This is a genomic window from Rouxiella aceris (assembly GCF_012933545.1).
Classification (GTDB): domain Bacteria; phylum Pseudomonadota; class Gammaproteobacteria; order Enterobacterales; family Enterobacteriaceae; genus Rouxiella; species Rouxiella aceris.
Window position 1 is genome coordinate 174475 of record NZ_JAADJU010000010.1, and the last position, 14717, is coordinate 189191.

At 50.0% G+C, this 14717-nt stretch carries 15 protein-coding genes; 7 read left to right on the forward strand and 8 right to left on the reverse strand.

The window, feature by feature from the left end:
• Window positions 1-38: 38 nt before the first annotated feature.
• From rplT to GW590_RS18545, 5 genes are all read right to left on the reverse strand, one after another.
• Entirely contained in the window at window positions 39-395 is a 357-nt protein-coding gene (gene rplT / locus GW590_RS18525) for a 50S ribosomal protein L20 (protein WP_169404560.1), read from the reverse strand.
• Window positions 396-454: 59 nt separating this feature from the next.
• Window positions 455-652: a 50S ribosomal protein L35 gene (gene rpmI, locus GW590_RS18530; protein WP_169404561.1), complete on the reverse strand. Its 198-nt coding sequence runs from the start codon at window positions 650-652 to the stop codon at window positions 455-457.
• 96 nt (window positions 653-748) lie between these two features.
• Window positions 749-1300 (reverse strand): translation initiation factor IF-3, encoded by a 552-nt coding sequence (gene infC / locus GW590_RS18535; protein WP_071882841.1) that lies wholly within the window; start codon window positions 1298-1300, stop codon window positions 749-751.
• A gap of 3 nt (window positions 1301-1303) precedes the next feature.
• Window positions 1304-3232 carry a threonine--tRNA ligase gene (thrS, locus tag GW590_RS18540; RefSeq protein ID WP_169404562.1) on the reverse strand — a complete coding sequence of 643 codons (1929 nt, stop codon included), beginning with the start codon at window positions 3230-3232 and terminating at the stop codon, window positions 1304-1306.
• Window positions 3233-3585: 353 nt separating this feature from the next.
• Window positions 3586-4218: a transglycosylase SLT domain-containing protein gene (locus GW590_RS18545; RefSeq protein WP_408014949.1), complete on the reverse strand. Its 633-nt coding sequence runs from the start codon at window positions 4216-4218 to the stop codon at window positions 3586-3588.
• A 322-nt stretch (window positions 4219-4540) separates the two neighbouring features.
• Between GW590_RS18545 and GW590_RS18550 the strand changes: the two genes are divergently transcribed.
• Window positions 4541-5404 (forward strand): fructosamine kinase family protein, encoded by an 864-nt coding sequence (locus GW590_RS18550; RefSeq protein WP_169404563.1) that lies wholly within the window; start codon window positions 4541-4543, stop codon window positions 5402-5404.
• A gap of 65 nt (window positions 5405-5469) precedes the next feature.
• Here the strand turns inward: GW590_RS18550 and GW590_RS18555 are convergent, their stop codons facing one another.
• Window positions 5470-6018: a YniB family protein gene (locus GW590_RS18555; protein WP_169404564.1), complete on the reverse strand. Its 549-nt coding sequence runs from the start codon at window positions 6016-6018 to the stop codon at window positions 5470-5472.
• Window positions 6019-6236: 218 nt separating this feature from the next.
• Between GW590_RS18555 and hxpB the strand changes: the two genes are divergently transcribed.
• From hxpB to GW590_RS18580, 5 genes are all read left to right on the forward strand, one after another.
• Entirely contained in the window at window positions 6237-6902 is a 666-nt protein-coding gene (gene hxpB, locus GW590_RS18560) for a hexitol phosphatase HxpB (RefSeq protein ID WP_169404565.1), read from the forward strand.
• Between the two features lie 242 nt (window positions 6903-7144).
• Window positions 7145-7981 carry a 5-dehydro-4-deoxy-D-glucuronate isomerase gene (kduI, locus tag GW590_RS18565; RefSeq protein ID WP_169404566.1) on the forward strand — a complete coding sequence of 279 codons (837 nt, stop codon included), beginning with the start codon at window positions 7145-7147 and terminating at the stop codon, window positions 7979-7981.
• Window positions 7982-8052: 71 nt separating this feature from the next.
• The gene (kduD, locus tag GW590_RS18570) at window positions 8053-8814 is read left to right on the forward strand and encodes a 2-dehydro-3-deoxy-D-gluconate 5-dehydrogenase KduD (protein WP_169404603.1); all 762 of its coding nucleotides are present in this window, start codon (window positions 8053-8055) and stop codon (window positions 8812-8814) included.
• 147 nt (window positions 8815-8961) lie between these two features.
• Window positions 8962-9519 carry a metal-dependent hydrolase gene (locus GW590_RS18575; RefSeq protein ID WP_169404567.1) on the forward strand — a complete coding sequence of 186 codons (558 nt, stop codon included), beginning with the start codon at window positions 8962-8964 and terminating at the stop codon, window positions 9517-9519.
• A gap of 188 nt (window positions 9520-9707) precedes the next feature.
• Complete coding sequence (locus GW590_RS18580; protein ID WP_169404568.1) at window positions 9708-11099, forward strand: L-cystine transporter; 1392 nt, start codon at window positions 9708-9710, stop codon at window positions 11097-11099.
• A gap of 81 nt (window positions 11100-11180) precedes the next feature.
• Here the strand turns inward: GW590_RS18580 and kdgR are convergent, their stop codons facing one another.
• Entirely contained in the window at window positions 11181-11972 is a 792-nt protein-coding gene (gene kdgR, locus GW590_RS18585) for a DNA-binding transcriptional regulator KdgR (RefSeq protein WP_169404569.1), read from the reverse strand.
• Window positions 11973-12218: 246 nt separating this feature from the next.
• Between kdgR and GW590_RS18590 the strand changes: the two genes are divergently transcribed.
• Window positions 12219-13619, forward strand: a complete 1401-nt coding sequence (locus tag GW590_RS18590; protein ID WP_169404570.1) for an MFS transporter — start codon at window positions 12219-12221, stop codon at window positions 13617-13619.
• A gap of 76 nt (window positions 13620-13695) precedes the next feature.
• Here the strand turns inward: GW590_RS18590 and htpX are convergent, their stop codons facing one another.
• A complete protein-coding gene (htpX, locus tag GW590_RS18595) occupies window positions 13696-14577 on the reverse strand; it encodes a protease HtpX (RefSeq protein WP_169404571.1) in 882 nt (293 codons plus the stop codon).
• Between the last annotated feature and the right edge of the window lie 140 nt (window positions 14578-14717).

Below are 14717 nucleotides of genomic sequence, written 5' to 3' on the forward strand. Positions count from 1 at the left end.
AATATAAAAGAGGGAGCAAGCTCCCTCTTTCACCTGACTTACGCCAGAGCTGCTTTCGCTTTTTCGACCAGTGCAGAGAATGCCACTTTGTCGAATACTGCGATATCAGCCAAAATCTTACGGTCAATTTCAATAGAAGCTTTTTTCAAGCCGTTAATGAATTTGCTGTAAGACATGTCGTTCTGACGAGCTGCTGCGTTGATACGCGCAATCCACAGCTGACGGAACTGACGTTTCTTTTGACGACGGTCACGGTAGGCGTATTGACCAGCTTTGATAACAGCCTGGAATGCAACACGATATACGCGCGAACGGGCACCGTAGTAACCTTTCGCCTGTTTTAAAATCTTTTTGTGACGTGCACGTGCTACCACACCACGTTTAACGCGAGCCATATGCTCTCCTGAGTTTTATTCTTGATTAAAAAAAAGTGATATACCGAAAGGGTATATTTTTAAGCGTACGGCAAGCATGCAGCGACCAGACCCAAATCGTTCTTGGATACAAGGCCTTTTGGACGCAGGTGACGTTTACGCTTAGTCGATTTTTTGGTCAGAATATGACGCAGGTTAGCGTGCTTACGCTTGAAACCGCCATTGGCAGTCTTTTTAAAGCGTTTAGCGGCGCCACGTACAGTTTTAATCTTTGGCATTTTATATTCCACTTCGCATTGTTAATTACATGAATCAGTAAGGCGAACATGACCCAGGGTATGCAAGCACACCCCGGATCAGGCTACTTGATAGCCTTATTGTTTCTTCTTGGGTGCGAGCACCATAATCATCTGACGGCCTTCGATCTTCGTAGGGAAGGATTCGACCACTGCCAGATCAATATCTTCACACAGGTCTTTACGGACGCGGTTAAGCACTTCCATACCGATCTGCTGGTGCGCCATTTCACGTCCACGGAACCGCAGAGTGATTTTGGCTTTATCGCCATCTTCCAGAAAGCGAATCAGGTTGCGTAGTTTGACCTGATAGTCGCCATCATCTGTACCAGGTCGGAATTTGATTTCCTTAACCTGAATAACTTTTTGTTTCTTTTTCTGTTCTTTAGTCGATTTGCTCTTCTCGTAGAGGAACTTGCCGTAATCCATGATTCGGCAAACCGGCGGCTCGGCATTCGGACTGATTTCTACTAAATCAACACCAGCTTCCTCAGCTTTTTCAAGAGCTTCATTCAGACTGACTATACCAATCTGCTCGCCATCGACGCCAGTTAGGCGAACTTCTTGCGCGCGAATCTCTCTGTTAATGCGATTAGGACGCGCCGGTTGAACTCGTTTTCCGCCTTTAATACTTTATTCCTCCAGTTGATGAAGACTTCTGCTGCGGATTTCCGCCAGCAGTTTGTCAACGACTTCGCTAACGTCCATGCTTCCCAGGTCTTTACCACGACGAGTACGAACGGCAACTTTGCCTGATTCGACCTCTTTATCGCCACAAACCAACATATAGGGAACACGACGCAGCGTGTGCTCGCGAATTTTAAAGCCAATCTTCTCATTTCTCAAGTCGGCTTTAACGCGAATACCTGCATCTTGCAGTTTTTTGGTTAATTCTTCGACGTAGGCAGCTTGTGAATCGGTAATATTCATTACCACCACCTGTACCGGTGCAATCCAGGTTGGGAAGAAGCCCGCGTATTCTTCAGTAAGAATACCAATGAAGCGTTCCATTGAACCCAAAATTGCCCGATGAATCATTACCGGTACTTTACGATCGTTATTTTCGCCGATATATGTAGCGTCCAAACGATCAGGTAATGAAAAGTCGAGCTGCACGGTACCACACTGCCACGCACGATCCAAACAATCATGCAAGGTAAATTCAATTTTTGGGCCGTAGAAGGCACCTTCGCCCGGCTGGTACTCAAAAGCGATGTTATTTTCGACTAATGCCGCAGCCAGATCCTGTTCAGCACGGTCCCACATCTCATCGCTACCGATGCGTTTGACTGGACGGGTCGACAACTTGACCACAATCTTTTCAAAGCCAAAGGTGCTGTACATATCGTAGACCATTTTGATACAGCTGTTCACTTCCTGACGAACCTGCTCTTCGGTACAGAAGATATGGGCATCATCCTGAGTGAAACCACGAACGCGCATCAGGCCATGCAAGGCACCTGATGGTTCATTACGGTGACAGCTACCAAACTCGGCCATGCGCAGCGGCAGATCGCGGTAAGACTTCAACCCCTGGTTGAAAATCTGCACGTGACCCGGGCAGTTCATTGGCTTGATGCAATATTCACGATTCTCGGAAGAGGTGGTGAACATGGCTTCTTTGTAGTTGTCCCAGTGCCCGGTTTTTTCCCACAGCACTCGGTCCATCATAAACGGACCTTTGACTTCCTGATACTGATAAGACTTCAGCTTCATGCGCACGAAGGCTTCCAGCTCACGGAAAATGGTCCAGCCATCGTTGTGCCAGAACACCATACCTGGTGCTTCTTCCTGCATATGGTACAGGTCAAGCTGCTTGCCGATTTTACGGTGATCGCGCTTGCCGGCTTCTTCCAGACGCTGCAGATAGGCATTCAGCTGCTTTTTGTCGCCCCAGGCAGTACCGTAGATACGTTGCAACATTTTGTTGTTGCTGTCGCCACGCCAGTAAGCCCCAGAGGTCTTCTGCAGTTTGAAGTGATGACAGAAACGCATATTGGGTACGTGCGGACCGCGGCACATATCAATATATTCTTCATGATGGTACAGACCAGGACGATCGTCATGGCTGATATTTTCATCAAGAATGGCAATTTTGTACTGTTCGCCGCGACGTTCAAAGGTGTCGCGCGCTTCCTGCCAGCTGACTTTCTTTTTAATTACGTCGTAATTTTTTTCAGCCAGTTCATGCATGCGTTTTTCAAGCAGATCGATATCTTCCTGAGTCAACGTGCGATCCAGATCGACATCGTAATAAAAACCGTTATCGATAGTTGGACCAATGGCCATCTTGGTGTCGGGCCACAGTTGCTTGATGGCATGACCTAACAGGTGTGCGCAAGAGTGACGGAGAATTTCCAAACCGGCATCGTCTTTTGCAGTAATAATGGCTAATTGAGCATCGTTCTCAATCAGGTCGTTGGCATCAACCAACTCACCGTTTACCCGACCAGCGATACAGGCTTTCGCCAGACCCGGGCCGATATCCAGTGCGACGTCCAAAGGAGAAACGGGATGATCAAACTGACGCTGACTGCCATCAGGGAGAGTAATAACGGGCATGTGCATTCCTCATCTACAGTGGTGCCCCACACGACAGAGCACATATAGAAAAATGGGTATAAAAAACTTCATCCGTTTGATTACGCTATTTAGCTTTACCTTGCCAAATATATACACGCATAAGTACAAAAACGGCTGTACCTAGGATGTGACGTAAGCAGGCACAGAGTGTAGCACCCGTAAAGCGCACTTTTCCAGCAACTTACGAGGAAATAGCAGGATATTTTGTGCGGACTTAACGACACAGAGCAGTGGCGGCAACAAGATGATGACAGGACAGCAGGAAGGGAAAATACCGGGCAGTGAGGATTCGCCCCGGGGAGTAAACCCGCGGGGGACCCGTATTATCAGACTTAACGCATAGCCAGATAAGCATTGTTGACCTTCCACAGATAACGCGGTGCCTGTGGGGCCGGATGATTTTTCTGTACATGCTGATAGAACTGTTCAGGCGTCATTTGATTGATCTTTGCCACGGCATAAACCCGGTCTTTCGAAAAGGTTCTCAACAGTGCTCCAGCTCCGTTTACATAAGCAACCGTAGTGGCATAGCGCAGGGTTTGCGGATTATTTATCCCGGCCAGCTGCTGCTGCAACATGCTTAGGTAAGCGGTACCCAAATCAATATTTACTTGCGGATCTTTTAATTCAAAGGAGGTGGGCTGACCATAACGCCCTTTAAGTCGGTAGGCATCCCGCCCGGCAGTGGAGGCTTTAAGCTGCATTAACCCCACGGCATTCGACTTGCTCACTACGCCAGGATTAAACCCGGACTCGACCTGAATTATCGCTTTAACCAGTGTTTCATCAACGCCATAAGTATTGGCCGCCTGATGAATAACACTGCCATAAGGCCCCTGGTGCATTAACGAAGGAGTATCCTGAATTACCGGACGACTCGTCACTCGACTTGTTTGCATTGGGGTTTCTTTTGCGCACCCCGCCAGTAATAGCGCAGTCATCAAATAAAGAAATTTGCGTTTCACTTGAGCTCTCTCGCAGCCAGGACGAAGGCCAGCATATACATATTTTCCCAATATCAAAATATATTTTTCATCTATAATAAATAATGCTTGATGAAACAAGGAAATGGCGAATTAGTCGATCAGATTTATCCTGTATTATTGTCAATCATGCGTTATATCTCATTTTTTTTACTTCTCACGCCAAGCAATATTAATGACTGTTGTACGCTATCTGATATAAATAATCAGAACGATGCAGTCAGGCTGTGCGCTCGATCGGGGTTTTTGTACAAAAAAAGCGCTAACTTAATGAATTATCAGGCCAGTCAGAAGGGGTGATACCATGTGGCAAGCCGTTAATCGTCTGTTGAGTGAACATCTGGGCAATGCAGAAATTCGTGAACGCGTCGAGCTGCCAGGCGGTGAAATCCACGCTGCATGGCGACTTAGCTATGGCGACCGAGACGTTTTTGTAAAGTGTAATAGCCGAGAGTTACTGCCGCTGTTTACCGCCGAAGCCGACCAGTTGGCGCTGCTGGCAAAAAGCAATACGGTGCGGGTTCCACAGGTCTATGGCGTAGGGAGCGATCGGGATTATAGTTTCCTGCTGCTGGAGTATCTGCCCCTCACCGCGCTGGATGCCGACAGTGCGCTAGTACTGGGTCAGCAGTTGGCGGCATTGCATCAGTGGAGCGAGCAATTACAGTTTGGCCTCGATTTTGACAACGAGCTGGCAACGCTACCTCAGCCCAACACCTGGCAGCGACGCTGGTCGACCTTTTTTTCGCAACAGCGCATCGGTTGGCAACTGCAACTGGCGCTGGAAAAAGGCATGAATTTTGGTGATATCGAGCAAATTTGCGAACTGGTACGGCTCAGGCTGCAAAACCATCAGCCACAGCCTTCTCTGTTGCACGGTGACCTGTGGCCCCATAACTGCGGTTCGTCAGCGCAGGGCCCGGTAATATTCGACCCAGCCTGCTATTGGGGCGATCGCGAATGCGATTTGGCTATGCTTCCGCTGTACCCGAATATTCCAGGCCAATTACTTACCGGCTACCAAAGCGTTATGCCCCTGCCCGCCGATTTTATTGACCGGCAATCCATCTATCAACTTTACTATTTATTAAATCGCAGCAACCTGTTTGGCGGCCAGCATATGGTGGTGGCACAGCGGGCGGTGGATAGATTATTAGAAGAAAAATAAAAGAAATAAAGCCTGTGAACCTTAGGTTTTTCAGGCTTTATTATTATCAAAATCAGAGCGCAAAATCAGGCGAGGAGTCCGATTAACTTGAGAACAAAATAGGCGATAACGGCAATAATGATCGGCAGAATATATAGCGGAAAATATTGCATAAAAATGCTGTGGCGAGGAATAACAATTCGCTGTTCAATCTGTTCTTGAGTTCTTGCCTCACCCTCTTTGGTCTGCTCCATAATCAATTGATCCTGGACGCTTTCACGAATGTGTCTCACCTGACGTGACATACGGGCACCGCTGGTCTGCAATGCCAGGCCGACGAAAATCAGCCAGAAAATAACAATAAACATGATATTGGCGCTGGTCACTCCCTGCCCCAAAACCGGTAGCGGCGCGTTGTACCAGAACACATTGAGAAATGGGGTGTTAAATTTCACCATATCGACCATGACGTGAACAAAATCCATCATCACCGCATTAATACCCTGCTTGGTCTTACTGTGCTCATAGACAAAATTAAGCAATGAAATCAAAGTCGAAAGCAGCGCCGGAATAAAGATTATCCAGCCGACAATCCGTTTTAACACGGCGACGCGCCCAGCCTGTTGATACTTCATGAATTCCCCTTGTTAGGACGTCTCATTAGAAGCGTCAGTTTACCTGTAGTTGCTGAAAGACGCCCAAAATTTTGTTTAACATCTTTTAACAGCTCATTTTTTCGCGTCCAGACGACGATTTTCCCGCTAAGATACCGGTACTGCCCTGCCCCCAGCCCCGTGCGCTTAACCGCGCCTGCTATGATCAAGACAATTCAGTGTAATCGGGAGTGACAACTATGCATGATGTAAAACCCATTCAAGCGGCGATTTTTGATATGGATGGCCTGCTGATTGACTCAGAACCTTTGTGGTCACAGTCGGAACTGGAAGTATTTGCCAGCCTGGGCGTCGATATTTCGCAAAAAGATCGTTTGCCATCCACCCTTGGGCTGCGTATCGATCAGACCGTTCGACTCTGGGCTCGCATCCTGCCGTGGAAAGGGGCCAGCGAAGCCGAAGTGACGGCGCGGATCATTGCCCGCACCATTGAACGGGTCGAAGCCAGCCGTCCCCTGCTGCCCGGCGTCGAAGATGCGTTAAAACTTTGTCAGCAACAAGGGCTAAAAATCGGCCTCGCTTCGGCTTCCCCGTTGCATATGCTTGATAGCGTATTAGAGATGTTTAACCTGCAATCCTATTTTCAGGTTCGGGTGTCGGCGGAGTCACTGCCGCACAGCAAACCGCATCCTGAAGTCTATTTGCAAGCCGCCGCCGAGCTGGGTATTGATCCCCTCGACTGCGTCACGCTGGAAGACTCTTTTAACGGCATGATCGCCACCAAGGCGGCACGTATGCGCTCGATTGTGGTACCCGACCGGCATTATAGCGATGACCCAAGGTGGTCGCTGGCCGACGTCAAGCTGGCATCCCTTTGCGAGTTAACAGCACAGCATCTGGGTTAAAATAAATTTAGCGGCAGCAGTGAGCATATACGCTTTTTTTGCTGCCAATTTTGCGAACCATGACCCTCGCCACAAATAATTAAAACATCATTTCATTTTTATTGAATTCATAGACCAATGCTTCTATGCTGCATAACACACAGGATAAACCGGGATGGCAGCAGCAACTGACAGCGGCCAGCGATGACCCCCTCCCCCCGGCATTTCCCCGACCATGCTGTTTATGTAAAAGAGGCAACGACATGCAAGTCCGTCAAAGTATTCATAGCGATCACGCCAAACAACTTGATACCGCTGGCCTGCGCCGCGAATTTCTAATCGAAAAAATCTTTGCAGAAGATACCTATACCCTGACCTACAGCCATATCGACCGTATTATCGTCGGCGGTGTGATGCCGATTAACCAGGTGATTACCATAGGCGATGAAGTCGGCAAGCAGTTGGGGGTCAGTTATTTTCTTGAACGCCGTGAGCTGGGCGTCATTAATATTGGCGGACCAGGGTTAATTGTCGTTGATGGCAAAACCCATGAAATCGGCAATGAAGAGGCGCTTTATGTCGGCAAAGGTGCCCGCCAAGTGGCCTTTAGCAGCGTGGATAGTCAACACCCGGCCAAGTTTTATTACAACAGTGCGCCGGCACACACGCGCTTCCCGGATAAAAAAATCACCCTGGCAGAAGCCTCTCCGCAAACCCTGGGTGATGCGGCAACCAGTAACCGTCGCACCATTAACAAGTTTATCGTACCTGCCGTGTTGGAAACCTGCCAGTTAACCATGGGGCTGACCAAGCTTGACGCCGGTAGCCTGTGGAACACCATGCCCTGCCATACCCACGAACGTCGTATGGAGGTTTATTTCTATTTTGATATGGATGATGAAACCGCCGTGTTTCATATGATGGGGCAACCGCAGGAAACCCGCCATCTGCTGGTACACAACGAGCAGGCGGTGATTTCTCCCAGTTGGTCAATCCACGCTGGCGTGGGTACCAAACGCTATACCTTTATCTGGGGCATGGTGGGCGAAAACCAGGTATTCGATGATATGGATCATGTGGCCGTCAGCGCACTGAGATAGTCGTTTTTTTGCATACACCCAGGCGCAACGCCGACCACAATGGCGTTGTGCCGGTGATAAGAGAGTCAATGATGGTGCTGAATAGTTTTGATTTAAAAGGGAAAGTCGCACTGGTCACCGGCTGTAATACCGGATTGGGTCAAGGTATGGCTATCGGGTTGGCGCAGGCGGGCTGCGATATTGTCGGCGTTAACCGCTCGGCACCACATGAAACCGCCGATCGCATACAGGCACTTGGGCGTCGTTTTCTTGATTTACGCGCCGATCTGACCAGTATTGAGCCAATCCCGCAACTGATTGCCAGCGCAGTCAGCGAGCTGGGGCATATTGATATTCTGGTGAACAATGCCGGGATTATTCGCCGCGAAGACGCGCTGAACTTTAGCGAAAAAGACTGGGACGAGGTAATGGATCTCAATAGCAAGTCCTTGTTCTTTCTGGCGCAGGCGGTTGCCAAACAATTTATCAAACAGGGTGCCGGTGGCAAGATTATTAACATCGCCTCCATGCTCTCCTATCAGGGCGGGATCCGCGTCCCCTCTTATACCGCGTCGAAAAGCGCTGTAATGGGTCTGACTCGCCTGTTGGCAAACGAATGGGCAAAATATAATATCAACGTCAACGCCATTGCCCCCGGCTATATGGTAACCAACAATACTGAACAACTGCGTGCAGATGAAGACCGCAGCCAGCAAATTCTGGACCGTATTCCCGCCGGTCGCTGGGGCGAACAGCAAGATATTATGGGGCCGGTGGTTTTTCTCGCCTCGGCCGCCTCCGATTATGTCAATGGCTATACTCTTGCCGTAGACGGCGGATGGCTAGCCCGTTGAGGCAAAACAGACATGACACTGTCACAAAAATACAATTATTAACTTATTTATCAAGTCATTGACAAATAGTTACAGGGTAACACCTTCCGCAAAAAGGCCCTTTCATCTATACTGGATAAAATAACAGTTATTCGGTTCGGATGCATTATGACTGCGGAAGGTCACCTCATTTTTTCTATTGCTTGCGCAGTCTTTGCCAAAAAAGCACAACTTTCACCTGAGCTGGCTCACGGCGACTGGTGGCATATTATCCCGGCGTCGCTGCTGACTTCGCTGCTGCCCGATATTGACCATCCCAAATCTATTCTTGGGCAACGATTAAAGTGGATCTCCCAGCCCATTGCCCGTCTTTGTGGACACCGCGGTTTTACCCACAGTTTACTGGCGGTTGCCGCTGGTGTGTTTCTGTTGCGTAGCCGTATCCCTCCAGACTGGGTGATCCCGGTTGACGCGCTGCACGGAATGGTAATCGGCTATCTTAGCCATATCTTGGCCGATATGCTGACACCTGCTGGCGTTCCCCTGCTGTGGCCCTGCCGCTGGCGTTTCCGCCTGCCGCTGCTCAATAGCCAGAAAGGCAATCAGTTGGAAAGAACATTCTGCCTGCTACTGGTTGGTCTGACGCTATTTTGGCCCAACTGGACGCCAATCATCGACGCGATTAATCCGCACCGCCTAAGCCTTATTTTGAAATATTTAACTTGAAGATGCTGGAAGATCAGACGAATCGCACAAAACACCACCACTAAGCGGCATAAAGTAATAAACAATTCTTTTTGGTTATAATAACCCGCTGATATGATCTGATAATCTATGTGCAGCGTAATACATTGGTGCCCCCCGTTTAAGGTAGCATTTTCCTCTAATTTCGAGTTATTTCTGGAGTTTTGGCTATGAATCTTCCGCTCGTCCTCAACGTAGTGGTCTTCGTTGCTCTCCTTTTGCTATTGGCGCAAACCCGTCATACAAAATGGAGTCTGGCAAAAAAGGTTTTGGCTGGCTTAATTGTCGGCGTGGTATTTGGTCTGATTTTGCAATTTATTTATGGCCCGGACAGCGCCGTACTCAAGACCTCTATCACCTGGTTTAATATTGTCGGCAATGGCTACGTCCAGCTACTGCAAATGATTGTTATGCCGCTGGTATTTGTGTCTATTCTCAGCGCGGTCGCCCGTCTGCACAATGCCTCGTCATTGGGTAAAATCAGTTTCCTGACCATCGGCACCCTGCTGTTTACCACTTTGATTGCCGCACTGGTTGGTGTCTTTGTTACCAAACTCTTTGGCCTGACCGCCGCTGGGTTGGTGCAGGGAACACAAGAGACCGCACGCCTGGCCGCCATTCAGAGCAATTATGTCGGTAAAGTCGCCGACCTGACGGTCCCGCAGATGTTGCTGTCATTTATTCCGAAAAACCCCTTTGCCGATCTGACCGGTGCCAGCCCGACCTCTATTATCAGCGTGGTGATTTTTGCCGCCTTTGTGGGCGTCGCTGCGCTGCAACTGGTAAAAGATGACGCCGAAAAAGGCCCGAAAGTGCTGGCTTTTATCGATATCCTGCAGTCCTGGGTAATGAAGCTGGTACGTCTGGTGATGAAACTGACCCCCTATGGTGTGTTGGCGCTGATGACCAAAGTGGTGGCCGGTTCCAATATCCATGACATCATCAACCTCGGCAGTTTTGTGGTGGCGTCCTACCTGGGACTGGCTATTATGTTCGCCGTCCACGCGTTGTTGCTGTCATTTACCGGGGTCAATCCTGCCCGCTTCTTCCGCAAGGTATGGCCGGTGCTGACTTTTGCCTTTACCAGCCGTTCCAGCGCCGCCACTATTCCGCTGAGCGTCGAGGCACAAACCCTTCGTTTGGGCATTCCCGAGTCAATTGCCAGTTTTGCCGCTTCATTTGGGGCCACGATTGGCCAAAATGGCTGCGCCGGTCTTTATCCGACCATGCTGGCAGTAATGGTGGCACCCACCGTCGGTATTAACCCGTTTGATCCTATGTGGATCGCCACGCTGGTGGGTATTGTGACGCTAAGCTCGGCGGGCGTCGCCGGTGTTGGCGGTGGCGCGACCTTTGCTGCACTGATTGTGCTGCCGGCCATGGGCCTGCCCGTCACGCTGGTGGCGCTGCTGATCTCGATTGAACCCTTGATCGATATGGGGCGCACCGCGCTTAACGTCAGTGGCTCAATGACTGCCGGTACCATTACCAGCCAATTGCTGGGCCTTACCGACAAACAAGTGATGAATGAAGCACAGCATGCCGAGTTGGCACACCGCTAACGGCGCAGCAATAAGACAGGCGAAGCTTTGGGCTTCGCCTGTCTTTGATAACAGAGTGGTCTGTATGGCCGAGATAGCGTTCTAGAACGGGTATTGATGGAAGCCCAGCTGCAGCGAGATATTACGCGCCGCAGTATGCAGCATCGCTACGTAGTCTTGTTTGGCCTCTTCGGAAAAACGGATAGTCGGAAAAGAGATACTCAAACCGGCGACAACCACGCCAAAACGATCAAAAACCGGGACGGCAATACAGCGTAATCCCTGTTCCTGCTCTTCGTTATCTTCACCATAACCCTGCTCATGAACCTGCTGCAGCGCCTTGCGCAAAGAAGCGGCATCCAGCAAGGTGTTTTCGGTACTGCGGGTAAACTGCATCTCGGCCAGCAGCGCCTCAACTTCATTAGACTCGCTCCAGGCCAGCAGCACTTTACCAATCGCCGTGCTATGCAACGGATTACGACGACCAATACGCGAATGCATGCGCAGGTTATACATCGAGTCAATTTTATGGATGTAAACAATACCGTCTTCATCCAGCGCCCCCAAATGAATGGTTTCCCGCGTCAGACGGGACAGCTCACGCATCTGGATATCCGCGCTGCGGATCAGATCGACGTTTTGCAGCGCCTTGGCCCCCAGCTCAAACAGTTTCAGCGTCAAAGAATATTTCTCCGAATCGCCTTCCTGGTCAACATAGCCGAGAGATTTCATCGTCTGTAAAAAACGATATACCGTGCTTTTGGACATCATCACACGCTGTGAAAGCTCAGTGATGCCGATCTCTCGCTCATCACCCAAAGCCTGTAAAATACCAAACACTTTCAATACTGAGGAAACGGAATCCGGTTGCTTATCAAGATCTGCGATAGCCATAGTCTCTTACCTGTTTGTATTTTGTTTTGACTATTATTTCATAATTAATCAACGGATACTTTGTTTGTTTCATAAAAAATGGAACGGCATTTCTGAGGATTTGAACCTGTTCGCAGGCCTTGCCGTCAGGAAATTGTTAACTCTGCTTACAATTAAAGCGCTTGTGGTATTAGCTGTACATTCTGACCCCGGTAGTTAGCATGATAATATTCCCCAAACTTATTAGCTCAATGCTGACTATCAGATATGACAACCACAATTAATGACGGCCTGCCAATACCACAACGTTATGGCGCCATCCTGACCATTGCCCTGGGGATCACCGTTGCTGTTTTAGACGGTGCCATTGCCAACGTCGCCTTACCAACCATTGCTGCCGACCTGCATGCCAGCCCTGCGGCATCGGTGTGGGTGGTCAACGCTTACCAGCTTGCTATTACCATCTCGTTGCTCTCGCTGGCCTCACTGGGGGAAATCTTTGGTTATCGCCGTATCTACCAGATCGGTTTGCTGGTGTTTAGCATCACCTCTCTGGCTTGTGCCCTCTCCGACTCGCTGCTGACGCTGACCACTGCCCGTGTGTTGCAAGGCTTTGGTGCGGCGGCAATCATGAGTGTCAACGTGGCGATGGTGCGCATTATTTACCCACAACGTTTTTTGGGGCGAGGAATGGGCATTAATGCCCTTATTGTGGCGGTCTCTTCCGCTGCCGGACCGACTGTAGCGGCAGCCGTGCTGTCGGTAGCCTCGTGGCAATGGCTGTTTGCTATCAATTTGCCCATTGGCATGATGGCTTTTATTCTCGGTTTAAAATTTTTGCCTGCTAACACCAATAAAGTCCCGGGTCAGCGTTTTGATATCGTCAGTAGCCTGATGAATGCCCTGACCTTTGGTCTGTTGATCAGCGCAATTAGCGGCTATGCGCAAGGGCAGGATCACCGGCTGATCCTGCTGGAAGTGCTGGTGATGGTGGTGGTGGGCTGGTTCTTTATTCGCCGTCAACTGTCGCGCCCTTCCCCACTTTTGCCGGTAGACTTGCTGCGTATTCCTATTTTTACCCTGTCGCTATGCACTTCAATGTGTTCGTTTGCCGCGCAGATGCTGGCCTTTGTCTCACTGCCGTTCTTTTTACAAAACACCCTGGGTCTTGATGCCGTCTCTACCGGTCTGCTGCTAACGCCTTGGCCGCTGGCGACCATGGTGATGGCACCGATCTCCGGACGTCTGGTTGAGCGTTATCACGCCGGGATGCTCGGGGGTATTGGCCTGGCGATCTTTGCCTGTGGCCTCTATTCCCTGGCGCTGTTGCCCACGGAGCCTTCACACTTAAATATTATCTGGCGCATGCTGTTATGCGGTGCCGGTTTTGGTCTGTTCCAGTCGCCGAACAACCATACAATAGTGTCATCGGCACCGCGCAGTCGCAGCGGGGGTGCCAGCGGTTTGCTGGGTACTGCACGGCTCTTGGGGCAAACCACCGGCGCGGCGATGGTCGCCCTGATGTTTAACCTGTTTGCCAGCCACGGTACCCATGCTTCACTGATCCTCGCAGGTACGCTGGCGGTGGGCGGTGCCATTATCAGCCTGCTGCGTATGACGCAAAAAACCGCCAGTCAGGCGGCAGCAAAAACCACCGTTAAGCATTAGGTTTTTACCAAACGCCACAAACAAAAAAGCCCGGCATCTGCAGAGATTGCCGGGCTTTTTTTGATGAACTAAAAGATTATTTCAGATATTCACCGGTGCGTAAGGCTTCAATACGTTTGTCCAGCGGCGGATGCGACATAAAAAGTTCGCTAAAGGTTTTGGACTTGCCGTTGATACAAAACGCCATCATGCTGCCCGCTTCCTGAGGCTCATGGCTGGTTTTTAAACGCTGCAATGCGGCGATCATCTTCTCGCGGCCAACCAGTTTGGCTGAACCGGCGTCGGCATAAAATTCGCGGTGACGCGAGAACCACATGGTGATGATGCTGGCCAGAATACCAAATACCAGTTCCAGGACCATAGAAACCAAAAAGTAGATCATTGGGTTGCCATTGCTGCTCTCGCCATCTTCGCGGTCACCGGACATAAATCCGGCGGCAATTTGTGCCAACAGACGGGAGACAAAAATAACAAAGGTGTTCACAATCCCCTGGATCAGCGTCATGGTGACCATATCACCATTGGCAATATGACTGATTTCATGGGCAATAACGGCTTCTGCTTCATCCTGGCTCATGCTCTGCAACAGGCCGGTACTTACCGCGACCAGCGAGGCATTACGACGGGCACCGGTGGCAAAGGCATTGATATCCGGGGCGTGATAAATGGCCACCTGCGGCATGGCAATACCTGCCTGCTGCGCCTGGCGGCTCACCACATTAACCAGCCAGCGTTCGGTCTCATTACGCGGCTGCTCAATCACCTCACCACCCACCGAGCGTAATGCCATCCATTTAGACATCAGCAACGAGACAAAGGCGCCACCAAAGCCGAACAGCCCGGCCATAATCATCAACCCCATTGCGCTACTTGAACGGATGCCTGTCAGACTGAGCACCAGTCCAAAAACCACCATAACGGCCAGGTTGGTTAACAGGAACAACGCGATACGCATCATAAACTTTCTACTTCCTCATTGTTGTTAAAATAATACCGTCATAGCACGGCAGGACATTTAGATCCTATGGGCTTCCCGTCAGGATTCAAGTGATCAAGCCGGCCGAAGCGCGTAATTCACAATACTTTACATTTTGACGC